General features: G+C 38.2%; 26 protein-coding genes and 1 rRNA gene. 19 read left to right on the top strand and 8 right to left on the bottom strand.

Annotated features, from left to right (window positions below; genetic code table 11):
* The first annotated feature begins 2 nt into the window (after positions 1 to 2).
* Genes G3567_RS07730 through G3567_RS07695 form a run of 8 tightly spaced genes read left to right on the top strand, consistent with a single transcriptional unit; the run spans position 3 to position 9,255 of the window.
* The gene (locus tag G3567_RS07730; protein ID WP_164004762.1) at positions 3 to 980 is read left to right on the top strand and encodes a glycosyltransferase family 2 protein; all 978 of its coding nucleotides are present in this window, start codon (positions 3 to 5) and stop codon (positions 978 to 980) included.
* 11 nt (positions 981 to 991) lie between these two features.
* Positions 992 to 2,713 (top strand): phospho-sugar mutase, encoded by a 1,722-nt coding sequence (locus G3567_RS07725; RefSeq protein ID WP_164004761.1) that lies wholly within the window; start codon positions 992 to 994, stop codon positions 2,711 to 2,713.
* A gap of 9 nt (positions 2,714 to 2,722) precedes the next feature.
* Entirely contained in the window at positions 2,723 to 4,552 is a 1,830-nt protein-coding gene (locus G3567_RS07720) for an ABC transporter ATP-binding protein (RefSeq protein WP_164004760.1), read from the top strand.
* Positions 4,553 to 4,561: 9 nt separating this feature from the next.
* Positions 4,562 to 5,101 (top strand): RNA polymerase sigma factor, encoded by a 540-nt coding sequence (locus G3567_RS07715; RefSeq protein ID WP_164004759.1) that lies wholly within the window; start codon positions 4,562 to 4,564, stop codon positions 5,099 to 5,101.
* Between the two features lie 31 nt (positions 5,102 to 5,132).
* Positions 5,133 to 5,630, top strand: coding sequence for a hypothetical protein (locus G3567_RS07710; protein WP_164004758.1), 498 nt, complete (start codon positions 5,133 to 5,135; stop codon positions 5,628 to 5,630).
* A complete protein-coding gene (locus G3567_RS07705) occupies positions 5,623 to 6,069 on the top strand; it encodes a hypothetical protein (protein WP_164004757.1) in 447 nt (148 codons plus the stop codon). Before G3567_RS07710 ends, G3567_RS07705 begins: the two co-directional genes overlap by 8 nt.
* A gap of 30 nt (positions 6,070 to 6,099) precedes the next feature.
* Complete coding sequence (locus tag G3567_RS07700; RefSeq protein WP_164004756.1) at positions 6,100 to 7,311, top strand: RsmB/NOP family class I SAM-dependent RNA methyltransferase; 1,212 nt, start codon at positions 6,100 to 6,102, stop codon at positions 7,309 to 7,311.
* A gap of 33 nt (positions 7,312 to 7,344) precedes the next feature.
* Positions 7,345 to 9,255, top strand: a complete 1,911-nt coding sequence (locus tag G3567_RS07695) for an endonuclease (protein ID WP_164004755.1) — start codon at positions 7,345 to 7,347, stop codon at positions 9,253 to 9,255.
* Between the two features lie 51 nt (positions 9,256 to 9,306).
* On the opposite strand, the gene G3567_RS07690 is transcribed toward G3567_RS07695, so the two are convergent.
* From G3567_RS07690 to ruvX, 5 genes are all read right to left on the bottom strand, one after another.
* The gene (locus tag G3567_RS07690) at positions 9,307 to 9,780 is read right to left on the bottom strand and encodes a DUF4168 domain-containing protein (protein ID WP_164004754.1); all 474 of its coding nucleotides are present in this window, start codon (positions 9,778 to 9,780) and stop codon (positions 9,307 to 9,309) included.
* A gap of 103 nt (positions 9,781 to 9,883) precedes the next feature.
* The gene (gene mazG, locus G3567_RS07685) at positions 9,884 to 10,663 is read right to left on the bottom strand and encodes a nucleoside triphosphate pyrophosphohydrolase (RefSeq protein ID WP_164004753.1); all 780 of its coding nucleotides are present in this window, start codon (positions 10,661 to 10,663) and stop codon (positions 9,884 to 9,886) included.
* 77 nt (positions 10,664 to 10,740) lie between these two features.
* Positions 10,741 to 11,172: a DUF5606 family protein gene (locus tag G3567_RS07680; RefSeq protein WP_164004752.1), complete on the bottom strand. Its 432-nt coding sequence runs from the start codon at positions 11,170 to 11,172 to the stop codon at positions 10,741 to 10,743.
* A 54-nt stretch (positions 11,173 to 11,226) separates the two neighbouring features.
* A complete protein-coding gene (gene def / locus G3567_RS07675) occupies positions 11,227 to 11,817 on the bottom strand; it encodes a peptide deformylase (RefSeq protein WP_164004751.1) in 591 nt (196 codons plus the stop codon).
* Between the two features lie 106 nt (positions 11,818 to 11,923).
* On the bottom strand, positions 11,924 to 12,331 hold the full coding sequence (ruvX, locus tag G3567_RS07670) for a Holliday junction resolvase RuvX (protein WP_164004750.1): 408 nt from the start codon (positions 12,329 to 12,331) through the stop codon (positions 11,924 to 11,926).
* An 82-nt stretch (positions 12,332 to 12,413) separates the two neighbouring features.
* Here ruvX and G3567_RS07665 point away from each other — a divergent pair, with 82 nt between their 5' ends.
* Both G3567_RS07665 and G3567_RS07660 read left to right on the top strand, forming a co-directional pair.
* On the top strand, positions 12,414 to 13,229 hold the full coding sequence (locus tag G3567_RS07665; RefSeq protein WP_164004749.1) for a 2,3,4,5-tetrahydropyridine-2,6-dicarboxylate N-succinyltransferase: 816 nt from the start codon (positions 12,414 to 12,416) through the stop codon (positions 13,227 to 13,229).
* A 102-nt stretch (positions 13,230 to 13,331) separates the two neighbouring features.
* Positions 13,332 to 14,420, top strand: a complete 1,089-nt coding sequence (locus G3567_RS07660) for a glycosyltransferase family 9 protein (protein ID WP_164004748.1) — start codon at positions 13,332 to 13,334, stop codon at positions 14,418 to 14,420.
* Here the strand turns inward: G3567_RS07660 and G3567_RS07655 are convergent.
* Positions 14,389 to 15,219 carry a glycosyltransferase family 2 protein gene (locus tag G3567_RS07655; protein WP_164004747.1) on the bottom strand — a complete coding sequence of 277 codons (831 nt, stop codon included), beginning with the start codon at positions 15,217 to 15,219 and terminating at the stop codon, positions 14,389 to 14,391. The two genes, G3567_RS07660 and G3567_RS07655, sit on opposite strands and share 32 nt — an antisense overlap.
* Positions 15,220 to 15,349: 130 nt before the next feature.
* On the opposite strand from G3567_RS07655, the gene G3567_RS07650 reads away from it, so the two are divergent.
* Positions 15,350 to 16,102, top strand: a complete 753-nt coding sequence (locus G3567_RS07650; RefSeq protein WP_164004746.1) for a glycosyltransferase family 2 protein — start codon at positions 15,350 to 15,352, stop codon at positions 16,100 to 16,102.
* On the opposite strand, the gene G3567_RS07645 is transcribed toward G3567_RS07650, so the two are convergent.
* Positions 16,091 to 16,846 carry a lipopolysaccharide kinase InaA family protein gene (locus G3567_RS07645; protein ID WP_164004745.1) on the bottom strand — a complete coding sequence of 252 codons (756 nt, stop codon included), beginning with the start codon at positions 16,844 to 16,846 and terminating at the stop codon, positions 16,091 to 16,093. The two genes, G3567_RS07650 and G3567_RS07645, sit on opposite strands and share 12 nt — an antisense overlap.
* Before the next feature lie 122 nt (positions 16,847 to 16,968).
* Between G3567_RS07645 and G3567_RS07640 the strand changes: the two genes are divergently transcribed.
* The 8 genes from G3567_RS07640 (at position 16,969) to G3567_RS07605 (ending at position 25,221) form a co-directional block, all read left to right on the top strand.
* Positions 16,969 to 17,718 carry a DUF5672 family protein gene (locus tag G3567_RS07640; protein ID WP_164004744.1) on the top strand — a complete coding sequence of 250 codons (750 nt, stop codon included), beginning with the start codon at positions 16,969 to 16,971 and terminating at the stop codon, positions 17,716 to 17,718.
* A gap of 63 nt (positions 17,719 to 17,781) precedes the next feature.
* Positions 17,782 to 18,423: a class I SAM-dependent methyltransferase gene (locus G3567_RS07635; protein ID WP_164004743.1), complete on the top strand. Its 642-nt coding sequence runs from the start codon at positions 17,782 to 17,784 to the stop codon at positions 18,421 to 18,423.
* Between the two features lie 20 nt (positions 18,424 to 18,443).
* Complete coding sequence (locus G3567_RS07630) at positions 18,444 to 19,013, top strand: L-threonylcarbamoyladenylate synthase (protein ID WP_164004742.1); 570 nt, start codon at positions 18,444 to 18,446, stop codon at positions 19,011 to 19,013.
* A gap of 1 nt (position 19,014) precedes the next feature.
* Complete coding sequence (locus G3567_RS07625; RefSeq protein WP_164004741.1) at positions 19,015 to 20,442, top strand: CCA tRNA nucleotidyltransferase; 1,428 nt, start codon at positions 19,015 to 19,017, stop codon at positions 20,440 to 20,442.
* 93 nt (positions 20,443 to 20,535) lie between these two features.
* The gene (locus G3567_RS07620; protein WP_164004740.1) at positions 20,536 to 21,573 is read left to right on the top strand and encodes a COX15/CtaA family protein; all 1,038 of its coding nucleotides are present in this window, start codon (positions 20,536 to 20,538) and stop codon (positions 21,571 to 21,573) included.
* On the top strand, positions 21,563 to 22,081 hold the full coding sequence (locus G3567_RS07615) for an IS1096 element passenger TnpR family protein (protein WP_164004739.1): 519 nt from the start codon (positions 21,563 to 21,565) through the stop codon (positions 22,079 to 22,081). Before G3567_RS07620 ends, G3567_RS07615 begins: the two co-directional genes overlap by 11 nt.
* A 42-nt stretch (positions 22,082 to 22,123) precedes the next feature.
* Positions 22,124 to 23,182: a nucleoid-associated protein gene (locus G3567_RS07610; RefSeq protein ID WP_164004738.1), complete on the top strand. Its 1,059-nt coding sequence runs from the start codon at positions 22,124 to 22,126 to the stop codon at positions 23,180 to 23,182.
* A gap of 14 nt (positions 23,183 to 23,196) precedes the next feature.
* Positions 23,197 to 25,221, top strand: coding sequence for a M3 family metallopeptidase (locus G3567_RS07605; RefSeq protein WP_164004737.1), 2,025 nt, complete (start codon positions 23,197 to 23,199; stop codon positions 25,219 to 25,221).
* 133 nt (positions 25,222 to 25,354) lie between these two features.
* On the opposite strand, the gene rrf is transcribed toward G3567_RS07605, so the two are convergent.
* Positions 25,355 to 25,463, bottom strand: a 5S ribosomal RNA gene (rrf, locus tag G3567_RS07600).
* Between the last annotated feature and the right edge of the window lie 94 nt (positions 25,464 to 25,557).

Below are 25,557 nucleotides of genomic sequence, written 5' to 3'. Positions count from 1 at the left end.
CTATGGATATATCCATTGTAATCCCTCTGCTTAATGAATCTGAATCCCTGAAAGAGCTTCATAGTTGGATTAGAGACGTTATGCAGAACAACAAATTCACTTACGAAATCATTTTCATCAACGACGGAAGTACGGACGACTCCTGGGAAATTATAAAAAGCCTTTCTTCTGAACCTTCCCACCCAGGGTATGCAGGCGGGTTTGATAGCGTACGCGGTATCAATTTTAGAAAAAACTACGGAAAATCTCAAGCCCTCCACGCCGGTTTCATAGAAGCAAAGGGAGAGGTGGTCATTACTATGGATGCAGATCTTCAGGACAATCCTGAAGAAATTCCAGAATTATTTCGCCTTATCAAAACGGAAGACTACGATCTCATTTCAGGCTGGAAAAAAAAGAGATACGATTCTGTGCTCTTTAAAAATTTACCCTCTAAACTTTTCAATAAGGCTGCACGAATGACTTCTGGCCTAAAACTTCATGACTTTAATTGTGGCCTTAAGGCTTACAAACTGGAGGTTGTAAAAAATATAGATGTCAATGGAGAAATGCACCGTTACATCCCTGTATTAGCTAAACAAGCCGGCTATACTAAAATAGGAGAAAAAGTTGTAAAGCATCAAGCTAGAAAGTACGGTAAAACCAAATTTGGAGCAGAACGCTTCATCAATGGATTTCTGGACCTGGTCACCCTATGGTTCTTTTCAAAATTTGGAAAACGCCCCATGCATTTATTTGGAGCCATTGGTGTTTTGATGTTTTTAGTGGGATTCCTTTCGGCGGTATGGATTGGCGCTTCCAAACTTTATAAGCTCTGGAATGGGTTACCTAACATATTGGTGGTCAATAATCCCTGGTTTTATATAGCTTTGTCATCTATGATTATAGGTGTTCAAATGTTTTTAGCGGGTTTTCTGGGGGAATTATTTCTGAGAACAAAACATAAACGAAAACAGTATTCAATTTCTGAAAAAATATAATTTAAAAGATTATGAGTAACATAGTAGATAAGGCTAAATCCTGGCTCACAGATACTTTTGATAAGGATACCATAAAAGAGGTGCAGAATCTTATGGATAACGACCAAAAACTTCTGGAGGAAAGCTTTTTCCAGAACCTGAGCTTTGGAACCGGCGGCATGCGTGGAATCATGGGTGTGGGTACCAATCGAATCAACAAATACACCTTAGGAAAAAACACCCAGGGAATTTCAAACTACATGAAAGCTCAGTTTCCTGATGAAAGCCTAAAAGTAGTCATTGCTTATGACTGCAGGCACAACAGCAAAGCTTTCGCTCACCATGTAGCCGATGTGTTTTCTGCCAATGGAATTCATGTGTACATCTTTCCAGAATTAAGACCAACTCCACTTCTATCCTACTCGGTTCGACATCTGGACTGCCACTGCGGAATTATGCTGACGGCAAGTCACAATCCGCCAGAATATAACGGCTACAAAGTCTATTGGAAAGATGGAGGGCAACTGGTACCGCCTCAGGATAAGGAAATCATTTCAGAAATTAATAGGTTAGATTTTACAGATATCAATTTCGATGGAAATTCAGAATTGATAATGACACTGGATGCGTCTGTTGAAAATGCCTACTTAGACGAAGCAGTGAAGAATGTCGATTTTAATCTATCTGCTGAAGTCAAAAAAAATCTAAATATCACATTCACCGCTTTACACGGAACATCGATCACCACCGTTCCGGCACTTTTGAAAAAAGCGGGTTACCAAAACCTTCAGCTGGTAGAGGCACAGTCTGAGCCGGATCCGGAGTTCCCAACTGTAAAATCTCCCAATCCGGAAGAGCCGGAAGCTCTGGAAATGGCTATCGAACTTGGCAATAAGCAAAACAGCGATCTTGCCATCGGCACAGACCCTGATGGAGACAGACTGGGTATTGCCGTGAGAAATAAGCAGGGCGAACTGACGCTGCTTAACGGCAACCAGACCATGGTTCTGATGACCTGGTATCTGCTGGACAAGATGAAGCAAAGCGGAAATCTTAAAGAGTCTCATTTTGTAGCCTCAACCATTGTTTCCACTCCTCTTATGAAAGTAATTACCGAAGCTTATGGGGTGAAATACATGGAAAGCCTGACAGGTTTTAAGTGGATAGCCAAACTGATTAAGGATCATCCGGAATTGGATTATATTGGCGGTGGTGAAGAGAGTTTTGGCTATATGGTAGGCGATTTTGTTAGAGACAAGGATGCCAATACGGCAATTTTACTGGTATGTGAAATGGCAGCAGAGTTAAAGGCTCAGGGGACCTCTGTGTATGAGCAGCTCATCAAAATTTATAAAGACCATGGTTTTTTCAAGGAAAACTTAGTCTCCCTGGTAAAACGCGGACTCGAAGGTGCTGAAGAAATCAAACAGAAAATGATAGATTTAAGAGAGCACCCACATAAAGAGATCGCTGGTGAACAGGTGGTTCTTATTGAAGATTATGAAACGTCGATTGCAAAAAATATGCAATCTCATGAACCTCACGAGATAGATATACCGAAGTCTAACGTTCTCATTTACTATACTGAAAACGGAACTAAAGTCGCGGCAAGACCCAGCGGAACCGAGCCTAAAATTAAATTTTACATCAGTGTGAACTCATCTTTAGAAGAACTTTCAGAATTTGAAACGGTTGATAAGGAATTAGACTCAAAAATTGAGGCTATAAAAGCTGATTTGGGACTTACGGACTAGATAAAGTTTATGACATATTTTAAAAAAATACTACGCTTTGCGAAGCCCTATAAGAAGTACGCCATACTCAATATCATTGCCAATGCTTTCTATGCCCTGTTCAGTGCTTTATCCTTTATAGCGCTTATTCCTATGCTGGATGTACTTTTTAAAGGTAGTGATGCAGGAAAAATAACAGAGCCTCCTGTTTATAGCGGTATTAGTAAAGCCAAAGACTATTTCAAGGACTACTTGTCCTTTCAGGTCAATGAATTTGCACAGGACGATGCTTCTCTTGCCCTGGTTTTGGTCATAAGTTTGGTCATTATCTTATTTTTTCTCAAAAACATCTCCAACTACATCGCGATGTACTTCATTACGTTTTTAAGAAATGGAGTCTTGAAGGATTTAAGAAATGCCTTGTATAAAAAAACCATAGAATTACCGCTTTCTCATTATTCTGAAAAGCGAAAAGGGGACACAATTGCCAGGATAACCAGTGATGTATTGGAGATTCAGCATTCATTTTTATCCATTTTAGAACTGATCGTCAGAGAACCGCTTACTATTCTATTCACCATTGGAGCCATGCTGCTCATCAGCTGGGAACTGACTGTTTTTGTGTTCATATTCATTCCGATTTCCGGGTTTATCATTTCGATGATAGGAAAATCTCTAAAGAAAAAATCAGATAGAGTTCAGGAAGAGCAAGGTCAGTTTTTATCCATTTTGGAGGAAACCCTGGGGGGTTTGAAAATCATAAAAGGCTTTAATGCTGAATCTATTTTCTACAATAAATTCAAAGCTTCCACTCAGAAATTTTATGACTTTTCCAATAAATTACTGAACCGTCAAAATCTGGCCTCGCCTGCCAGTGAATTTTTAGGAATCAGTGTCATTGCTGTATTGTTATGGTATGGAGGCCGAATGGTCCTGATTGACGGAACTTTGGATGGAAGTACCTTTATTGCCTATATGGGATTGGCTTATAACATCCTGACACCTGCCAAGGGAATTTCCAAAGCATCGTATAATGTAAAAAAAGGAAATGCAGCCGCAGAACGGGTTTTAGAAATTCTTGAAACTGACAACACGATTCAGGATAAGGAAGACGCAGTCACTAAAGACGCGTTTACTTCAGAACTAACCTTTGATCAGGTCTCTTTCAGATACGAAAAAGAATACGTGCTCAAAAATTTTAGTGCAACTGTAAAAAAAGGGAAAACCATAGCTTTGGTTGGACAGTCCGGAAGCGGAAAATCTACTATCGCCAACTTAGTCACTCGCTTTTATGACATCGAGGAAGGCGAGATTAAAATCGATGGGGTCAACATCAAAAACATGACTCAGGAGTCTCTTAGAAGCCTTATGGGTCTGGTGACTCAGGATTCCATATTATTTAATGACAGCATCAAAGAAAATTTGAAAATAGGCAAGCCCGATGCTAGCGAAGATGAACTGATCAGCGCGCTTAAAATTGCCAATGCATATGAATTTGTAATGGCATTCCCAAAACGGATGGAGACCAATATTGGCGATAGCGGCGGTAAACTGAGTGGTGGTCAAAAGCAAAGAATTTCGATAGCACGCGCAGTTTTAAAAAACCCTCCCCTTATGATCCTGGATGAGGCTACTTCGGCATTGGATACGGAAAGCGAACAGCTAGTCCAAAAAGCTTTGGAAAACATGATGCAAAACCGGACCTCTATGGTCATCGCGCACCGACTGTCTACCATTAAGAATGCAGATACTATTCTTGTTCTACACCAGGGCGAAATTGTAGAACAGGGTAAACACGATGAACTGATGACTATCGACGGGGTCTATAAAAAACTAGTCGACATGCAATCCTTTGAATAACTAAAAACTTTGAAAGAAGAAGACATCATTGAGAATTTACAAAAAGGCATCAAAACCAATGAGGCCTTTCAGGCTCTTATATCTGAGCATAAAGTACGTCTTTACTGGCATATAAGAACCATCGTGAAACTGCATGAAGATGCCGATGATGTGCTTCAAAATACCTTTATAAAAGTGTTTAAAAACATCAAAAACTTTAAAGGAGACAGCAAACTTTTTAGTTGGATGTATCGGATAGCTACCAACGAGTCCATCACATTTTTGAATAAGAAAGCCAAAAAAATGAAGCTTTCAGATCAGGAATTAAATGATTATCTTTTGGATTCCTTGGAAAGTGATGTTTATTTTGAAGGCGATGAGATTCAACTTCAACTGCAAAAAGCTATTGAAGCCTTGCCTCAGCAGCAAAAGATCGTCTTTAATATGCGTTACTTTGAAGAAATACCTTACGAGGAAATGTCAGAAATATTAAATTCAAGTGTAGGGGCATTAAAGTCTAACTTTCACCATGCCAGAAAGAAAGTAGAAAATTTTTTGAAAGAGAATTAAACCTTTCACCTGAAATTGAGTCTTAATTATAATGATAAAAACTAAAAACATACACGCTAAAAAATCTGGATTCAAGGTCCCTGAAAATTATTTCGAGACCCTGGAGACTAGTGTATTATCTAAGTTAAAGTCGGATGCCTGCGTTAAAAAATCTGGTTTTAAAACGCCTGAGGACTACTTTGCTAATTTTAAACTTGAAACGCCTTCAGAAGAACATCAAACCAGAGTCATCCACTTACGGGAATGGGGTAAATGGGTAGCCGCAGCAGCTATTGTAGCCTTTGCCATTATTGGTGCCTTGTATATAGACGAAATAAGTCCCAATCAGGACATCCAGTTTTCAGATTTGAATAATGATATGATTGAAAGGTACCTGGATACCTATTTAGATAATCCTGAAGAGTTTATTGATTATGAAAACACCTCTGTTAATAAATTAGTGGACCAAAACATTACAACTTTAGAAGATAACGATATTATAGAATACCTCAACGATAATCTTGAGGATGAAGATTTTGACAATGAGTAAAAAAACAATATTTCTGATTTTATTTACCTTTATTTTCAGCTTTTATGGAAAAGCTCAGGATACGGAAGGCGATAAAATTGAACAATTAAAAATTGCCTTTTTCACGAAAGAACTCGATCTTACCGCTAGTGAAGCCAAGAGGTTCTGGCCTGTTTACAATGAGCATAACAACAGGTATGATAAGCTCCGATCTGAAGAATGGGCTCAGATCAAATCCAGATTGAATACCATTAAAAATTTGAATCAGACAGAAGCGGAAAAGCTTCTGGAAGATTATATGGCTTATAAACAAGCAAGAGTGGATTACAGAGTAGACTTTGTAAATGATTTAAAAGAAGTGATTTCTGCCAAGCAAATTATGATGCTAAAAAAAGCGGAGTACGATTTTCATAAAAAACTTTTGAAACAATACCGTTCTGATAAGTCTTCTAAGGACTAAATATCTATTTTTGCAGATTAAATCAAAATCATGCGCTTACATAGAAATTTAGTTTTCGCTGTCATAGACACTTTACACCTTATCTTCAACGAAGGCAAGTACGCCGACAAGGAAATATCCAATACTTTAAAACGCGATAAACGCTGGGGGTCCAGAGACCGAGGCTTTATAGCAGAAACCACTTACGACATCGTAAGATGGAAAAGATTATATTCTGAAATTGCCGACGTTAACCCTCCGTATTCCAGACCAAATCTATTTAGACTCTTTACCGTTTGGGCCACCTTAAAAGGAATTGAAATTCCAGACTGGAAGCAATTTGAGGACACCCCAACCCGACGTATTAAAGGCAGGTTCGATGAACTGTCTAAAATCACCAAATATGCGGAATCCATACCAGACTGGCTCGATGAACTTGGTCGAAAAGAACTGGGCAAGCTTTGGGAACCGGAAATCAAAGCTCTTAATGAGCAGGCTAAAGTCATCCTCAGAACAAATACTTTAAAAACCACACCTAAAAAACTTCAGCTCATTTTGGATGAGGAATTTATCCCCACCAAAACGGTGAAAGGCTATCCAGAAGCTTTAGAGCTTTACGACCGAGCTGATGTATTTAAAACGGAAGCCTTCAAAAAAGGTTTTTTTGAAGTTCAAGACGGGTCTTCTCAAAAAGTAGCGCACGCACTTGAACTCGAGCCTGGCATGCGTGTTGTTGACGCCTGTGCTGGTGCTGGAGGCAAATCGCTTCATATGGCTGCCCTGATGGAAAACAAAGGACAGATTATCGCTATGGATATCTATGCCAATAAATTGAAAGAATTAAAGCGCAGAGCCAAAAGAGCCGGAGCTCACAACCTGGAGACACGCGTCATTGACTCTACCAAAGTCATCAAAAAACTACATGATTCTGCAGACCGAGTACTTATTGATGCACCCTGCACAGGACTAGGGGTCTTGCGTCGAAATCCAGATGCAAAATGGAAATTAACTCCTGAATTTTTAGTGGAAATAAGACAAAAGCAGCAGGATTTACTTCAGGACTACAGCAAAATGGTGAAACCCGGAGGTTTACTGGTCTATGCCACCTGCTCCATTTTACCTTCTGAAAACCAGATGCAGGTCCAGGAATTTTTAAATTCTGAATCTGGAAATGCTTTTGAGAAGAAAAACGATGAAAAAATTCTAGCCCATAAGTCCGGTTTCGATGGTTTCTACTATGCTGTTCTTCAAAAATCTGTTTAAATTAAATCATCCCGTTTCCATAATCTATTTTAAATGAAATATTACCTGCTGCTTCTCCTCTTTTTTGCTTTGAATTTCAGCTTTGCACAAGCGCCCGAAAATTACTACAACAGTGCAGAAGGGCTTTTGGGCTACGAGCTGAAGACCGCTTTGAAAACCATTATTGACGATGTAAATGACCACACGGGCCAGCCCTATCATCAGGATCAGGGTTACGGGGCTTTATACACGGCATACGATTCACAAAACAGCGGAGATACAGATCATTATTTTGAAAATGACGGGACGGTCCTGGACATGTATTCTGAGCGTGTAAACAGCATCGACTCCTACACTTATGACCATTTTCAGAACCAGTGCGGGACTTACTTGAATGAAGGAGATTGTTATAACCGCGAGCATTTAGTTCCGCAATCTACCTTTAACAGTGCTTCTCCCATGAAAAATGATTATTTTCATGTGGTCCCTTCCGATGGTTATGTGAATGGCGTCCGGGGAAGTTACCCTTTTGGCGAAGTAAGCGATCCGGATTATACCTCAGACAATGGATCCAAACGCGGACCCAATACATTTTCCGGTTACACCGGAACTGTATTTGAACCCATAGATGAATTTAAGGGGGATATTGCAAGGTCTGTGCTGTATTTTGCCATTCGCTATGAAGACGAATTCGATAGCAGCTGGAAAAGCAATGGAGTCCTGGCTGGCAATCCAAAAGATTTTTTCCTTGGATGGTATATCGATTTGCTGCTTTCCTGGCATAGTAACGATCCGGTTAGCCAGAGAGAAATAGACAGAAACAACAATGGTTTTCAATTTCAGGGCAACCGAAACCCCTTGATAGACCATCCTGAATTTGCCTCCCAAATCTGGGAGAATTCCTCAGATAATCAAGCACCAACAGCTCCGCTGAATTTGCAGGCTGATGTTATCACTGATTCTAGTGTGAAGCTTATCTGGGAACCTGCCCAGGACAATATTGGCGTAGATGAGTACATCATAGAGCAGGACAACGTGACTATTCAACAGGTACTCTCCACCAACACAAGCTACACCGTAACCGGACTTTCTTCTGAAATTCTATATAACTTCAGGGTCTATGCTGTGGATAGAAGCGGAAATATTTCGGAGCCTGGTGAAACTTTAGAGGTGACTACCCTGGCTGAGTCCAATCTGTTAATCTTTGAAGATTTTGAAAATTGTAACACCAATCAGACTGATTTTACAAAGGTTAGAGAAATTAGTGACATTACCTGGGAATGTACCAGTTTTGGAGAAAACGACTCTCAGGCTTATCAGATCAATGCCTACCGGGATGGAAATCAGGTCCCTAGTTTGGATTGGCTGATTACAACTGACAAAATAAACTTTGATAATTATGAGGTAGAAAGGCTAAACTTCTGGACGTCTGCCAGTTTTGGAAACACCAGGTTAGAACTCCTCTACTCCTCAACTTATGATGGCAACGGAAATCCTTCCGATTTTGAATGGAACCAAATTCCAAACATCTCCATACCGCTTCATCCTACAGGTAACAGTTCATTGTTCACATTTGAGGCCAATACAGTCGATATATCAGCAGTGAGCGGTCAGGTTTATATTGCTTTTAAATATGATACTACGCAGGGCGAAAATGCTACCCGGTGGACTGTAGATAATTTTTTAGTTACCGGAGAGCAACTCTTATCCAATTATTCATTTAAAGATAAACTGGATGTCCAGTTATATCCAAATCCATCTAAAAAATCAAAAGTTCATTTTGATTTTAATAAAGCCGGACTTAAAACCATAGAAGTTTATGACATTACTGGCAGAAAACTTCTAACAACAAGGACGCATCAAAAAAAATACATCGAAAATCTCAATCAACTTTCAAAAGGAAGCTATTTTATAAAGATTATCCAGGATGATAATTTCGTTGTAAAACGACTGATTTTAAATTAAAAAAGGCCAGATGTACATCTGGCCTTTTAAGTGATTTTTAGAAAAGAGTGTTTAATTCTTTTGCATTGGATTAGAACCCGTCTGTTGCTTCATCATCATCCCCTGGAGTTTTTGCTGTAGTTCAGGGCTTTGTTGCACCTGAGCTCCAATCTCCTGGAATCTCTGAAAAGTCAATCCTTTTTCCTTAATTTTATCTTCCATCTTAGCCTGGGAGGCTGATTGGATTTTTTGAATGACTACCATTACGGCCTCTTTTTTCTCAAGTTCTTCCGCTGTAGCATCAACTTCTACTTCAGGGTCCATCTCTGCCTGATAAATTTCATTAAAACGCTGTGGGGTCATCCCCTCTTTTTCGATAGCTACAACCATTTCCTGTTGAATGGTTTGATTCATCTGTTGCACTGACATATACGCTTCAGAAAATTTTTGCAATTCTGCATCCGTTACTTGAGTATCCTCGGTTTGAGCAGTCACAGCAAAAAGCGTAAATAAAAAAATGCCTGCAGTTGTGATTAATTTTGTCATGATTTCGTTTTTTTAAGTAGGAACAATGATATGAATTTAAATCAGTTCTGAAAATAAATCAGCTCGATTAAAGATAGGTTTAACTTATTGCTTTTGTATTTTATTAAAGTTTTATGCTTTTAGCTTCATTCCAGAATTTATCCATTTCAGTTAAAGACATTTCAGATAAGTCTAAATTATGCGCTTTGGCTTTCTTTTCCAGGTATTGGAATCTAAACATAAATTTTTTATTGGTCCGTTCCAGGGCTGTTTCAGGGTCAATATTTAAAAACCTGGCATAATTGATCATCGAAAACAAGACATCCCCAAATTCATCTTCCATGTTATCCTGATCTTTATTTTGAACTTCTTCCTGAAGTTCAGCAAGTTCTTCTTTCACTTTTTCGAAAACCTGAGCTGGTTCTTCCCAGTCAAATCCAACGCCAGCAACTTTATCCTGAATCCTACTTGCTTTGATGAGGGCAGGAAGCGATTTAGGAACGCCTTGTAAAACACTCGTGTTTCCTTCTTTCAGCTTTAGCTTTTCCCAGTTTGCTTTAACCTGAGTTTCATCGTTGGCTTCCACATCTCCATAGATATGAGGATGCCTGTCAATGAGCTTACGGCAAAGTGAATTGATCACATCGGCAATATCAAAATCTTTGGTTTCGCTGCCTATTTTAGAATAAAACACAATGTGAAGCAGCACATCTCCAAGCTCTTTTTTTATTTCTTCTGAATCTTTTTCCAGGATCGCATCTCCCAGCTCGTAAACTTCCTCAAGGGTTAGATTCCTTAAAGATTCCATGGTTTGCTTGCGATCCCAGGGACATTTCTCTCTTAATTCGTCCATGATATCGAGAAGTCTTTCAAAAGCCTCGAGTTGTTGTTGCCTGGTGTGCATTGTTTTTAATTTAAAGGTAAGGATATTCAGCAAAAAACCCTCTAAAATAAAATTAGAGGGTTTACATTTGGTCGCAATTAGCTTTCTTTTTCTTCCTGAGGTGAATCTTCCTCAGCCTTTGGATCTGAAAAATCAGTTATATTTTTTGATATCAAAAGATTATACCACTGAATCACTTTTTTAATGTCTGAAGGATAAACTCTGTCTTCGTCATATTCCTGAAGAACCTCCCTAAAATACGTTGTAAGTTCATTTTTGGAAGATTTGTGGTCTATGGAAGGCTTAGCCTCTTCTTTTTCGTAAATTTTCTGGAAGACCTCCCTCAAAGGAATTTCTTCGGTGTACGTATAAATAGCAATTTCGCTAAGGATACTTACATTATTTCTCATGCTTACAGGGATTTTCTTTCCATCGATAAAGGACTCGGCAAGAAAACCACCTCTGGTTTGAGCTTTAAGTTCGTAAAGTCCAGGTTTCCCGGATATAGATAATACTTTGTCTAATTTCATGTGTTTTATTTTTTGGCTGACAAATATGCAACTTGTTTATTTTCTGTAATAGCTTTAGCGAATTTTTTTAGCCAGGGGATATTTCATTTTATAGCCAACGTCAATCTTACCTTTAGAAATATGATTTAATTTACTCTTTATCAATCTTTTCTTTAAGCTGGAAATGTGGTCGGTAAACAAAATACCTTCGATATGATCATATTCGTGCTGGACAACTCTAGCGGGAAGGCCTGATAATACTTGAGTCTGTGGCTCGAAATTTTCGTCCAAATACTCGATTTTTATCTCTGGTTTTCTAAAAATGTCTTCGTGAACATCCGGAATACTTAAGCAGCCTTCGTTAAAATCCCATTCAATTCCGGACTCTTCCGTAATTTTAGGATTGATAAACACCCGTTTAAACGACTCTAATTCTTTAATTTCAGCATCGCTTAGGGAATCGTCTTCAGCAAATGGTTTTGCATCCACTACAAAAAGACGAATGGATAATCCGATTTGAGGCGCTGCCAGACCTACTCCACTTGCATTATACATGGTCTCAAACATATTGTCTATCAGCTCATTCAGCTTGGGATAATCTTTTGAAATTTCCACAGCTTTTTTTTTCAAAACCGGAGAACCATAAGCTATAATTGGTAACGTCATAATCTCAAATTTAAGTGAGAGGGTATGCACCCTTTTGATTTAGAAATGCAAAAATACAGGTTTTATTTATAATGAATTTGCAAATCCAATTTTAAAACCCAAAGACTTACTTTAAGTAATTCTGTAGTAAAATGGTAGCACTTATTTCATCCACCAGGCCTTTGTTCTGTCGTTGCTTTTTTTTGAGACCGGAGTCTATCATCGTTTGAAAAGCCATCTTGGAGGTGAAACGTTCATCCATTCTTACAATGCTCAAATCGGGAAAGATCTTCTGGACATCTTCGATTAAAAATAAAATATTTCGTTCTAACTGCATGGGTTTCCCATCCGTAAACTTAGGCTCACCAACAACAAGTGTATCGATAGCTTCGGAAGGAATTATAATTTTCAATTCATCCATCAGATGTCTGGAGTCAACCGTTTTTAGGCCGGAAGCAATCATCTTCATTTCATCAGAAATGGCCAGTCCGGTTCGTTTAATTCCAAAATCCAGGGCTAAAACTTTAGTTTTCATAAACTTATTTAGGCTACAAATATAAGCCACATCAACCTATTTTGAATTTAACCATAAACCTTATCTTCGCAAAAAAAACAACATGGAAGATTTAAAGCATAAAATACTGAAGGCCTGGGATAACAGAGATTTACTTCAGGAACAGGAAACTATTGACGCCATACGAAGTGTCATTTCCAAACTGGACAGTGGGGAGTTGCGTTGTGCAGAACCTACCAAAGACGGCTGGCAGGTGAATGAATGGGTGAAAAAAGGCGTGGTGCTGTATTTTCCCATTCAGAAAATGGAAACTTTGGAAGCTGGTATTTTTGAATACCATGATAAGATGCCCCTGAAAAGAGGTTATAAGGAAAAGGGAATTCGAGTGGTCCCCAATGCGGTAGCAAGACACGGTGCTTATATTTCAAGCGGTGTGATCATGATGCCGAGTTACGTCAACATCGGTGCTTACGTGGATGAAGGGACTATGGTAGATACCTGGGCTACGGTTGGAAGTTGTGCTCAGATTGGCAAAAATGTTCACCTGTCAGGTGGTGTTGGCATTGGCGGCGTTTTAGAACCGCTTCAGGCAGCACCTGTGATTATTGAAGATAACGCATTTTTAGGCTCCAGAAGCATTGTGGTAGAAGGTGTAAGGGTTGAAAAAGAAGCTGTACTTGGTGCCAATGTAGTCCTGACTGCATCGACAAAAATTATAGACGTTACAGGACCTGAACCTGTGGAGATGAAAGGTATCGTTCCTGCCAGATCGGTAGTGATTCCTGGAAGCTATACCAAGAAATTTCCTGCCGGAGAATTTAATGTCCCTTGTGCTTTAATTATTGGTAAACGAAAAGAAAGCACCAACAAAAAAACGTCTTTGAATGACGCGCTAAGAACCTATGATGTAGCGGTGTAAAATCCTCACCTTCCCGATAGCAATCGGGATCTCTCAAGGGGAGGAAGCCCCTCCTAGCCTCCGCTCCCGATTGCTATCGGGAGGGAAGGAAATAATAACGTTATGGAAAAGGTAAAAGTTAAATCTGGGGAGGAATTTAAAATACTGGTCATTCAGCAAAAAATGATTGGAGACGTTCTCGTCTCCAGTCTTATTTGCGAAAACCTGAAACTAAACTATCCCAGGGCCAAAATTCACTATCTGGTCAACAGGTTTACAATCCCTGTTATAGAAAACAATCCTTATATTGATGAAGTCATTGTTTTTGAAGAGGCTTACAGGTCGAGCAAGATGGAGTTCTACACCTTCCTCAACAGCATCCGGAAAGCAAACTACGATGTGGTCATCGATGCCTATGGAAAACTTGAAAGCAACCTGACCGTTCTGTTTTCCGGAGCTAAAATTAAAATCAGCTGGGATAAACCTGTAAATAAACTCATTTGCACGTCTACAGTAAAAATCTCAAAACAGTCTGAAATTGGATTGGGATCTGCCATTGAAAACAGGCTGAATCTTGTAAAAGCGTTTAAGCATTCCAAAATACTTAGCCAGCAGCCAAAAATTCATTTGACAAAAGACGAACTTGATGCTGCAAGAAAACGAATCACAGGCCTTCAGTCCAAAACAGAAGAGTCTATCCTTATGATTAGTGCTTTGGGTAGTCATGAGACTAAAACCTATCCTCTGCCTTATATGGCTAAGGTTTTAGACTACATTGTTTCCCATAGCAATACTCTATTGCTTTTAAATTATATGCCCTCTCAACAGGACGCTATCGAAATGCTTTATTCACTCTGTGAAAAAAATACCCAAAAGAAAATTCTGCTTGATTTCAAGATGAGAAGCCTGAGGGAATTTATGTCGATTTCAACATTTTGCAAGGCGATTATCGGTAATGAAGGAGGAGCTATTAATATGGGAAAAGCCCTGGATGTCCCAACCTTTTCGATATTTTCACCCGGGATAAACAAAGAGGGATGGAATGGATTGGAAGATCAAAATTTAACACACGCCTCTGTCCATCTGAAAGATTATGAACCGGACTTGTTTCTGGATAAATCTGAAAAGATTTCCACTGAAATGTATGCAAAATTGAAACCTGAACTTTTTTTTGATGTTCTTAAAGGATTTCTTGCTCAACATGCAGATTAATGCCGTGTGAGGTTTTAGTCCTATTTTCGTTTTGAGTGGTTTGCCTTATTTTATTATTAATCTGCCAGGCCTCTTCATTCACATAACCTCGGTCGTGTTCCAGGTGTATGATAATAGCAAAATAGCGAACTCGCTTAGGTCTTATTCCATAATTTATAAGACGTTCTCCAAATTCTCTATCTTCTCCTCCGTATTTCATCCGCTCATCAAAACCATTCACAGCAAGTATATCTTTCTTCCATGCAGAGGCATTTCCTCCATTCCAGCTTGGTTTGGTTGTCGTAACGAAATTCATGACCGTAGCCATAATTCTGCTTTTCGTAAGCTTTACGGTTTTAAAAGTTGATTTTAAGCCATGGCTTTTTAGCCAGTGTAAGTCAAAACACTCCTGGCTCAAAATATTTTTTTTTGAAATTAGTCTGGATAACCTTAAAGAAAGTGGAAAATGTCCGCCAGATAAAAAATGGCCTTGAATCCTATGCAATAAATGGGCTTCCACAAAATCACGCCTGGGAATACAATCCCCATCAGTGAATATACAATAGTCTGTTTTTGTTGCTAAAATCGCTTTATTGAGAATTCTCGTCTTTTGAAAACCTTCATCTTTGTGCCATACATGCGTGAGGGTAAGCTGCGTTTTTTCTGAAATGGCCTCTATCATCTTTTTGGTATCCGGTATGGACCCATCATCTGCAATGATGATTTCAAAATCTGAAACGGTCTGCACACTGTACCCCCACAGGACTTTCTCCAGCCATTCTGGAGAATTATAAGTACTCATTATGACAGATGCTCTCATAGGCTTAGGTTCTATTGCAAAATTAATTTATTTTGAAACTACACAAATCAATTATCTATTTATTATAATTAAACTTGTAGAATATTTTACCTTTATAGACTTCAATCTATCCAAAACAAGCTAATCCATCATGCCCAAAATTTCGGCACTCATCATCACTCTCAATGAAGCAAAAAACATAGGACATGTTATAGAAAACCTGAGTTTTGCAGATGAGATTATTGTTGTAGATTCTTTTTCTGAAGATGAAACCGTTTCCATAGCTAAAACATATCCAAAAGTAAAAGTCTTTCAGCATCATTTTGAAGATTTCACCAGGCAAAGAAATTTTGCTTTAAGCAAGGCCAATCATGACTGGATCCTTTTCCTGGATGCAGACGAAAGGTTGACTGAACCCCTTAAAAAAGAAATACTGAACACCCTTAAACTCAGGGAAACTGCAGATGCCTATTTCTTTCACAGAAAATTTATGTTTAAAAATAAACCGCTTTATTTTAGCGGATGGCAGACTGATAAAAACATACGTCTTTTTAAAAAAAGCAAATCGAGATATACGGAGGAACGACTTGTACATGAGGTTCTGAAAGTGGATGGAAACCTGTCAACGTTTAAAAATAAGCTTACTCATTATTCTTATAGCAGCTTCGACTCTTACAGTAAAAAAATGGCCTGTTATGCACACCTTAAAGCTAAAGAACTTCACGGCAAAGGGATAAAACCCAATGCTTTTCATTTTGTGATAAAACCTTTTTATAAATTTTTACACAATTATATCATTCGTCTGGGAATTCTGGACGGTAAGAAAGGACTGATCATTTGCTACCTCAATGCTTTGAGCGTTTACAAGCGATACCCCCTGTTGAAAAAAATGTCAGAAAAGTGATTTCAATTTCTTTTTTCGTTTTTGCTTCAGATGGAATTTTCTCTGAAATTCTGAAGTGAATTTCCACATGCTTTCAAAAACCTCCTGTTGTGGTCTGTCAACAAGTTTTGAATATTCATCACTCATAACCCTTACCATGTCCTTTTTGGGCGTAAGCCTTCTGAAATTAAACATGCGCTCTTTAAAATTTAAGGCTTTAAATGTCATCCGATTCAAATCCACCAAAGAAAATCTGATGCCTTCTTTTTCCAGGAAAATCAACGTATTTCCAGGAGAATGGTCTTGAAATTCAACTCCTTTTTCGTGAAGTTGAAACGTAAAACGTGTGAAGGCTCTTAAAATGTGCTCATGGTTAATCAAATCAGGCTCACGAACTAAATCTCTATAAGTCAGATCCGGTTTCTCGTGCTCACTTATATAAAATGATTTTCCAAAACCAATCCCTTTTCTGAATTCGAAATATGCTATGGGATCTGGCGTACCAATGCCTTTACCTTTAAGGAAAGTGGCATACTCAAAAGAACGCCTGGCTTTAGACCTTCTGAAATACTGGTAAGCGATTTGATTGATGAAATTAGGCTCTTTAAAGGATTTTATATTTAACGTTAAGCCTTCAAAATCAACAGTTTTGATCCTGTTCCTATCTCCATTCCCAAATTCAGTTCCTACAGTGTCAAAAGAATGTATAAGTTCTGATAAGGACTGCAAATGATTTTGAAAGTGTTTTGAAACTTTATAGGTCATAATAAAGATTAAGCAAGAAGAGTTAAAATTACGCGTAAATAAATGGATTTAGATATTTAATATATTAAACCTTTTGAGTTGATTACATTTGCAAAACAGAAGTTAAATTCTAAATTTTTCAATTGAAACAAAATTTAAAAGACAAATATGTAATTCTAGTTCCGGTTTACAAAGATAAACTGACTCACAACGAAAATTTAGTAATACAGAATTTATTTGAACTCTATAACAAAAATCAGATAAAAATAATCTGTCCAAAACACCTTCAACTACCTGCAGCACTGGAACAATGTGATGCAGAAAGATTTGATCCTCTTTTTTTCGAAAACATCTCCGGGTACAATAAATTATTACTTAGCCACGAGTTTTACCAAAGATTTGAGAACTATAAGTTCATGCTGATTCATCAGTTGGACGCTTATCTTTTTAAAGATGAACTGGATTTTTGGTGTGATTTAGATTATGATTATATAGGTGCTCCCTGGCTAAGAGACGAACGTTTTATCGCTAAACTTTTCAGATCCAAAAAAGTAAAAAATAGGGATATCATATTCAATAAAGTCGGAAACGGCGGATTATCCTTAAGGAAGGTAAATGCATTTTTAAGCTTTTTTCAGGATCACCAAAATAGCGTTAAGGCTTATATTCACCATAACTTATTTGGGATTGAAGATGTATTTTGGTCGGTAATAGCTCCAAAATATACATCCTTTAAAATTCCGGATGTAACCACTGCTTCACGATTTTCATTGGATAGAAAGCCGAATTTGGGAATGAAAATAAATAATTCCGAATTACCATTTGGATGTCACGGATTTGAAAAAAATAAAACTAAGGGGTTTTGGAAAAATTATATAAATGGACTTGAATGATTCATTTAACGTTGTCAAAACGATATTTTAAACACAACAAACAGATTACAAGTAAATATAATTATGGACTATCTCAATAAAAAAGGGAAATACTACATCAACAAAAGACCGGAAATGTTAGAGTTTTTTCCCGAAGATGCAAAGACTGTTTTGGATGTAGGTTGTGGAGAGGGGGTTTTTGTTAAACAGATAAAAGACAAATACGCTACGGAAACCTGGGGGATAGAATACATGGAAATCCACGGAGAAAAAGCCAGAAAAATATTGGATAAGGTATTCATTGGAGAATGTGAGAAATTTATAGAGGAGCTACCCGACAACTATTTTGATGTGATTTATTTTAATGATGTTTTAGAGCATTTGATCGATCCTTACAGCGTTTTGGAAAACATGAAAAAGAAACTCACACCAAATGGACAGATTATAAGTTCGATCCCTAACATAAGATATCACAGCGCCATGATATCCCTGGTTCTAAAAAAAGATTGGAAATATCAGGAAAGCGGTGTGATGGATCATACCCATTTGAGATTTTTCACCAAAAAAAGCATTAAAAGAATGTATGAAGATTTAGGTTTCAAAATCATAATGCATAAGGGAATAAATAAAACAGGTTCTTTAAAACCCTATCTTTACAATCTTTTTTTATTTTTTACAGCCATCGATATGTTCTATGTGCAGTACGCCACCGTCGTCAAAAAATAAAACAAACAGGACTTTACACTATGAAAGATCAAAAAGAAACCATACAGGACTGTATTCAAACGCTTAAAAGAGGAGGGCTTATCCTCTACCCTACAGATACGGTCTGGGGGATAGGTTGCGATGCCACAAACGCAGAAGCCATCGATAAAATCTACAAATTAAAACAACGATCCAATGGCAAATCCCTGATATGCCTGGTTTCTGACTTCAAAATGCTGAATCAATATGTAGAGGAAATTCCTGAAGTGGCATATGACATTCTCAAATACGCAGACAAGCCTACCACCATTATTTATCAAAATCCGATAAGAGTGGCGACCAACCTTATCGCAGAAGACGATACCCTTGCTATAAGAGTAGTCAACGATATTTTCGCCAAAGAGCTTGTTAGAAAATATAAAAGACCCATTGTTTCTACTTCTGCCAACATAAGCAGCGAAAAAACTCCTCACAATTTTTTTGAAATTTCAGAAGAGATTTTAAAAGGCGTGGACTATGTCGTAAATTTGCACCAATCCAATAAAAACAAAAAACCTTCCACAATCATTAAGTTAGATCTTGACGGGAAGGTTGAAGTGATTCGCAAATAAAATGTCAGACAATTATTACCAAGACGCTTTACAACACAAAATATTCAAGTTCCTCACCGAGGCTGCCGATGAACTCAATCTGGAGGCTTACGTTATTGGTGGGTTTGTAAGGGATTTCTTTTTAAAACGCGGTAATGCCAAAGATATCGATATCGTTGCCGTTGGCAGTGGGATTGCACTTGCTGAAAAAGTTTCTGAAAAGTTACCTGGGAAACCACCGGTCACCGTTTTTAAAACCTACGGTACGGCAATGCTGAATGTTTTTGGTCTTGAAGTTGAATTTGTAGGCGCCCGAAAAGAATCTTATTCTGAAGACAGCAGAAACCCTGAAGTGCAACAGGGAAGTTTGAAAGAGGATCAAAATCGCAGGGATTTCACCATCAATGCACTTGCCCTTCAACTGAACAAAACTCATTTTGGAAAACTTTTAGACCCTTTTGACGGGTTGCAGGATTTGAAAACCCAAGTGATTAAAACCCCTCTGGATCCTGAAATCACATTTTCTGATGATCCCTTAAGAATGCTGAGAGCCATCAGGTTTTCATCCCAGCTTAATTTTGTGATAGACCCCAAGTCCATGCAGGCTATTCAGGACAATGCCTCCAGAATCGATATCCTTAGTAAGGAGCGCATTGTTACTGAATTACACAAGATATTAGCCTCTGAAAAACCTTCCTTAGGCTTTAAATTACTTCACGATACTCAATTGCTCAAACGCATTCTTCCGGAGCTTACAAATCTGGAAGGTATAGATGAAATTGATGGGCAAAAACACAAGGATAATTTCTGGCATACCTTGGAAGTGGTAGACAACATATCCAAAGAAACCGATAATGTCTGGTTGCGCTGGGCTGCATTACTGCATGACATAGGCAAAGCGCCTACAAAACGCTTTCATAAGAAAATTGGCTGGACATTTCATGGACATGAATTCAAAGGTTCAAAAATGGTATATCAGATTTTCAAAAGACTGAAAATGCCACTGAATGATAAAATGAAATATGTCCAAAAGCTCGTTTTGCTAAGCTCAAGACCCATAGCCATTGTGGATGAAGATGTGACTGATTCTGCTGTGAGACGACTGGTTCATGATTCCGGAGAACATTTGGAAGATTTGATGACGCTTTGCGAAGCAGACATTACCACGAAAAATCCAAAACGCTACAAGCAATACCACAACAATTTCAAACTCGTTAGAGACAGAATCAAAGAAGTTGAAGAGCGTGATCAGGTAAGAAATTTTCAGCCTCCGGTATCTGGCAACGAAATTATGGAAACCTTCAACATTCAGCCGTGTCAGGCTGTTGGGGAAATCAAAGCCAAAATAAAAGAAGCCATTTTAGATGGCGTTATCCCCAATGAATATGATGCTGCATTTGAATTTATGCTTAAGGAAGGAAAATCCTATGGCTTCAAACAACAAGCTTAATTTTTATCAAAAACATCCCAAAATAGACTTGTAAACTCATTATTTGATGCCTTAACTAGCACATATAAATTATCTTTACAGAAAATCTAGACCGTGTTCAGAAAATCGATTAAAGCCTCAATTATCATCATTTATCTGGTTATCATCGCTGGTGCAGTGGTGCGAATGACAGGAAGCGGCATGGGTTGCCCAGACTGGCCAAAATGTTTTGGATATTATATCCCTCCCACCGAGGAAAGTCAGTTAAGATGGGAACCTGAGCATGACTATTTTAAAGGCCAGGTCATCATTGTGGAGGAGTCGCTTAAAGTAGCCAAAGAAGCTTTTACTTCTTCAGATCGTTATGATCAGGCGCATTGGAGCACCTATGAGAAACATGATTATGCGGAGTTCAACGCTGCCCATACGTGGATAGAATATATCAACAGGCTTCTGGGTGCTTTGGCTGGAATAGCTATACTGATTATGTGCATCAGCTCCTTTGGACAATGGAAGAAAAATAAAAAACTCACCTTGTTTTCTATTCTGTGCCTTGTCTTGCTTCTATTTCAGGCCTGGTTGGGCGCGACAGTGGTTTATTCGGTTTTATCCCCTGTAAGAATTACCATTCATATGCTTGTTGCGCTTTTGCTGGTAGCCCTGCTTATTTATATTCTTAAACTGTCTTCCAACGAAGACTCTTCCTTGATAAGCACATTTACTTTCAGAAATTTGCTTGTGTTCGCAGTTATTCTTAGCTTGATACAGGTAGCTATGGGAACTCAGGTGAGACAATTTGTGGATGAACAAATAGATAGTGTGGGCTATTCCAATAAGAGCGAATGGCTGGAAAATCCAAACCTGGTTTTTTATGCGCATCGCTCGTTTTCTATTTTAGTACTCCTCGTCAATGCTGGCATCTGGTGGTTAAACAGATCCCGAAAGTTAGGCTTTAAGCTCACCAACTGGATGATAGTATTAGTCGGTGTTGAAATTCTGACTGGAATCGCGATGTATTACCTGGATTTCCCGTTTCTTTCTCAACCTTTGCATTTAGTCTTCGCTGCTTTGTTATTTGGAGTACAATTTTATATTTTAATGCAAAGTTTTGAAGCGAATTTAATTTCAAAAAACAAAACCCATGATTTATAAATATAGAGTCGTTCTAGACACCCTGGACGATGTTATACGGGACATAGAAATCAGAGACGATTCCACTTTGGAGGATCTTCACAATGCCATCGCTCAGGCTTTTGGGTTTGACGGAACCGAAATGGCATCATTTTACAAAAGTGATGAGGACTGGAATCAGGGAGAAGAATACCTGCTCTTCACTATGGGAGACGAGGACGACCAAGTCAATATGATGGATGAAACCACACTCGACTCTGTGTTTTCAAGAGATTATACCAAAATGATTTATGTCTACGATTTCTTCAATATGTGGACGTTTTATGTCGAATTGGCCGATATTGCTGAACCGGAAGAAGGACAGGATTACCCCAATCTCATGTTTGCTCAGGGCCAGTTACCCGAGTCACCGCCTGAAAAGAAATTTGAAGCTGAAAAATTGGATGATTATGATGAGGATAATGGCGATAATGACGACATTACCTTTGAAAATTTAGATGATTTCGATTTTGATGAAAACTGGAATTAATCGAATTCCATCAACACTAACAGATAAACACATACTTTTTTTATGATCAACTTATTCAGTGCTCAAATCGAGAGCATGTCCATTCATCGTGTAGGAAACAAAAGCAGGAATGAATCTTTATTCATCTCAGAAAATCCTCACGAATTATCTGATGAATTAAAACCGCTTATCAAAGAGTATTTCCTGAAATCCTTTAGAGACAAGGAGGAAAATTACTATCACTTTGTACATGAGAATGATTTGGAATTTCACCAGCTCTACAACCTGGCTACAGACATATTCAATAATCCTTCTGAAAGCCATACCGTCTCGAAAAAGATTACACAACTGCTTTTTGAAGAATCCAAGCATCAACACATCAAAGGCGGAGAAGTCTATGTGGTTTATTTTGAAAATATGCTCCTCGACAATGAAAAAGTTTCTGCTATTGGGATTTTCAAATCAGAATTGAAACACGATTTTCTTCAGTTTGAAGAAAAACAAAATAACCTTGACCTTATCCTGCAACAGGGGGTTTACCTGAATAAGCTGGATAAGGGTGCTTTAATTTTCAATACTGAAAAAGAAACCGGTTATAAAATACTCTCGGTAGATTCCAATAAATACGATACCAAATACTGGCTTGAACAGTTTCTGCAAGTGGACTTTTTTGAAGATGAGAATTTCTATACCAAAAAGTATTTGAAGTTCTGTGAGAATTTTGCCAAAGACGTTGTCCTCCCTGCTGAAGACAAACAACAGGAAGTACTGTTTATGAATAAAGCCATGAATCACTTCGCCTCCAACGATAACTTCAACGAGCGAAATTTCCTCAATGATGTCCTGGAAAATCCGGCTTTGGAACCAGAATTTCAAAATTATAAAACCGAGAAAGCTCCAAAATATAAAGTTGAAGACCTATCCGATTTTCCAATTTCCAATACTGCCGTCACCGCAGCACGGAAAAAAATAAAAAGCGTGATCAACCTGGATACGAATGTCCAGATCAAAATGGACTTTATTAAAGGCGATAGTGCGGAGAAATTTATTGAAAAAGGATGGGATGAAGATCGACAGATGTTCTATTACCTCGTTTACTTCAACAAAGAAGAAAAAAGCTAAATCAAAATTAATCTATGACTGAAATAAACCCCTTATTACAAAAGTTTGATCATCCTCCATTTTCAAAAATACAGGCAAAACATTTTAAACCTGCATTTGAAAAAAGTCTGGAACAGGCTCGAAAAGAGATAGATTCAATCGTAAGAAATCCAGAAAAGGCAACGTATGAAAACACAATCGAAACCCTGGAGTTTTCTGGAAACCTGTTGGGAAGAATAGCCAGTATTTTTTTTAATTTAAATTCTGCTGAGACCACTCCTGAAATTCAGAAATTAGCTCAGGACATTTCTCCGCTGTTAAGTGAGTTTAATAATGATTTGCTTTTGAATTTCGATTTATTCGAAAGAATCAAGGATGTTTTTGACAACAGGTCTGCCCACAATTATTCTGAAGAACAACTCAGGCTACTTGAGAAGATTTATAAAAACTTCACAAGAAACGGAGCTAATTTAGACAAAGAAAAACAAGCCCGGTTAAGAGAAATAGACAAATTACTATCTCTTGCTTCATTAAAATTTGGCGAAAATGTTTTAGCGGAGACCAATAATTTTGAGTTACATATTTCAGATGAAAGTGAGTTGGAAGGCATTCCGGATTCTGTAAAAGATTCGGCAAGAGAACTGGCAAAAGAAAAAGCTAAGAAAGGGTATATCTTGACCTTAGACTATCCCACTTACATCCCTGTGATGAAATTTGGAAAACATAGAGACTTGAGAAAACAAATGTTTTTAGGCTTCGGTTCCAAGGCTTTCAAAAACAATGAATTCAATAATGAGAAAAATGTACTAGATATCGTGGAATTGAGATTGGAGAGAGCTCGATTGTTGGGTTTCGAATCTCACGCTGATTTTGTTCTTCAGGAAAGGATGGCTAAAAGCGTAAACAACGTGAAAACTTTTCTGGATGATATTCTGGAAAAAGCACTTCCTGCAGCTAAAAAAGAAATCGAAGAACTTGAAGATTTTGCTTTAGAAACGGATGGTATCAAAGAATTTCAAAAATGGGATAAAGCCTATTATACTGAAAAGCTAAAACAAAAGACATTCGATCTGGATGAAGAAACGCTTAAGCCTTATTTTGAACTGAATCAGGTGATACATGGAATGTTTGAGATCACCGCGAAACTTTTCAAGCTAAGATTTGAAAAAGATAAGAGCATAGAGGTGTACCATAAAGACGTGGTGACCTACAAAGTCTATGAAAATGACAAGTACTTAGCCACATTGTATGCTGATTTTCATCCCCGAGCCGGCAAGAGAGACGGCGCCTGGATGACGACTTATAAAGATCAGTATAAGAAGGAGGGCAGGGAAGAAAGACCTCAGGTCTCTATTGTTTGTAATTTCTCAAAACCCACCAAGAAGCAGCCGTCACTTCTAACGTTCAATGAAGTCACTACCCTTTTTCATGAATTTGGGCATGCGCTTCATGCTATGAATGCCAAAACGAACTATCCTTCACTTTCCGGTGCTTCCGTCTATTGGGATTTTGTTGAACTACCAAGTCAGCTTATGGAAAACTGGTGTTATGAAAAAGAGGCTTTGGAGCTATTTGCAAAACATTACAAGACCGGCGAAGTTATACCACTGGAGTACATTGAAAAGATAAAGCGATCTTCTAATTTCATGGAAGGTTTACAAACCGCCAGACAGGTCAGCTTTGGAAAGCTTGATATGGCTTGGCACGCGATTGAAAGCACTATTGGCATTGAAGATATCAAAACCCATGAAAACAAAGCTTTCGCCGATACAGAATTATTACCTGAGGTGGATGAGACGTGCATGAGCACAGCTTTTGGACATATTTTCCAGGGCGGTTATAGTTCGGGGTACTACTCGTATAAATGGGCAGAAGTACTGGATGCAGATGCTTTCGAATTATTTAAGGAAGAAGGAATATTCAATGCTGCTGTAGCTTCGAGTTATAAAGAAAATATACTTCAAAAAGGAGGAACCGTAGACCCTATGAAACTTTATAAAGAATTCAGGGGAAGAGAACCAGATCCCGAGGCTTTGCTCAAGAGGGCAGGTTTAGTCTAGGTTTAGGTACCATACAAAACAGAAACCTCTGCATAATTGGATTTATGCAGAGGTTTTTTATTGTCTTATAGTTTAAAATGCATTAAAAATAAAAAACCCTTAATTACGGCTGTAATTAAGGGTTTTTCTATAAAGAAGGCGGCGACCTACTCTTCCACGGTATGTAGTACCATCGGCGCTAACGGGCTTAACTGCTCTGTTCGGAATGGGAAGAGGTGAGCCCCGTTGCTATAACCACCTTAAATCTTAAAGTAGATATTAGAGTTTAGACTTATTAGGTTTTTGATCTAATGTCTTGTATCTAAGCTCTGATGTCTAATATCTCACTTCTAATAA

It is taken from the genome of Psychroflexus aurantiacus, assembly GCF_010820555.1.
Taxonomy (GTDB): Bacteria; Bacteroidota; Bacteroidia; order Flavobacteriales; family Flavobacteriaceae; genus Psychroflexus; species Psychroflexus aurantiacus.
This window is presented reverse-complemented; position numbering and strand designations above follow the sequence as displayed.

Bases quoted from the DNA above. Each gene is read 5' to 3' on its own strand.
- G3567_RS07730 (WP_164004762.1), top strand. From the start codon at position 3: ATGGATATATCCATTGTAATCCCTCTGCTTAATGAATCTGAATCCCTG.
- G3567_RS07725 (WP_164004761.1), top strand. From the start codon at position 992: ATGAGTAACATAGTAGATAAGGCTAAATCCTGGCTCACAGATACTTTT.
- G3567_RS07720 (WP_164004760.1), top strand. From the start codon at position 2,723: ATGACATATTTTAAAAAAATACTACGCTTTGCGAAGCCCTATAAGAAG.
- G3567_RS07710 (WP_164004758.1), top strand. From the start codon at position 5,133: ATGATAAAAACTAAAAACATACACGCTAAAAAATCTGGATTCAAGGTC.
- G3567_RS07705 (WP_164004757.1), top strand. From the start codon at position 5,623: ATGAGTAAAAAAACAATATTTCTGATTTTATTTACCTTTATTTTCAGC.
- G3567_RS07700 (WP_164004756.1), top strand. From the start codon at position 6,100: ATGCGCTTACATAGAAATTTAGTTTTCGCTGTCATAGACACTTTACAC.
- G3567_RS07695 (WP_164004755.1), top strand. From the start codon at position 7,345: ATGAAATATTACCTGCTGCTTCTCCTCTTTTTTGCTTTGAATTTCAGC.
- G3567_RS07690 (WP_164004754.1), bottom strand. From the start codon at position 9,780: ATGACAAAATTAATCACAACTGCAGGCATTTTTTTATTTACGCTTTTT.
- mazG (WP_164004753.1), bottom strand. From the start codon at position 10,663: ATGCACACCAGGCAACAACAACTCGAGGCTTTTGAAAGACTTCTCGAT.
- G3567_RS07680 (WP_164004752.1), bottom strand. From the start codon at position 11,172: ATGAAATTAGACAAAGTATTATCTATATCCGGGAAACCTGGACTTTAC.
- def (WP_164004751.1), bottom strand. From the start codon at position 11,817: ATGACGTTACCAATTATAGCTTATGGTTCTCCGGTTTTGAAAAAAAAA.
- ruvX (WP_164004750.1), bottom strand. From the start codon at position 12,331: ATGAAAACTAAAGTTTTAGCCCTGGATTTTGGAATTAAACGAACCGGA.
- G3567_RS07665 (WP_164004749.1), top strand. From the start codon at position 12,414: ATGGAAGATTTAAAGCATAAAATACTGAAGGCCTGGGATAACAGAGAT.
- G3567_RS07660 (WP_164004748.1), top strand. From the start codon at position 13,332: ATGGAAAAGGTAAAAGTTAAATCTGGGGAGGAATTTAAAATACTGGTC.
- G3567_RS07655 (WP_164004747.1), bottom strand. From the start codon at position 15,219: ATGAGAGCATCTGTCATAATGAGTACTTATAATTCTCCAGAATGGCTG.
- G3567_RS07650 (WP_164004746.1), top strand. From the start codon at position 15,350: ATGCCCAAAATTTCGGCACTCATCATCACTCTCAATGAAGCAAAAAAC.
- G3567_RS07645 (WP_164004745.1), bottom strand. From the start codon at position 16,846: ATGACCTATAAAGTTTCAAAACACTTTCAAAATCATTTGCAGTCCTTA.
- G3567_RS07635 (WP_164004743.1), top strand. From the start codon at position 17,782: ATGGACTATCTCAATAAAAAAGGGAAATACTACATCAACAAAAGACCG.
- G3567_RS07630 (WP_164004742.1), top strand. From the start codon at position 18,444: ATGAAAGATCAAAAAGAAACCATACAGGACTGTATTCAAACGCTTAAA.
- G3567_RS07625 (WP_164004741.1), top strand. From the start codon at position 19,015: ATGTCAGACAATTATTACCAAGACGCTTTACAACACAAAATATTCAAG.
- G3567_RS07615 (WP_164004739.1), top strand. From the start codon at position 21,563: ATGATTTATAAATATAGAGTCGTTCTAGACACCCTGGACGATGTTATA.
- G3567_RS07610 (WP_164004738.1), top strand. From the start codon at position 22,124: ATGATCAACTTATTCAGTGCTCAAATCGAGAGCATGTCCATTCATCGT.
- G3567_RS07605 (WP_164004737.1), top strand. From the start codon at position 23,197: ATGACTGAAATAAACCCCTTATTACAAAAGTTTGATCATCCTCCATTT.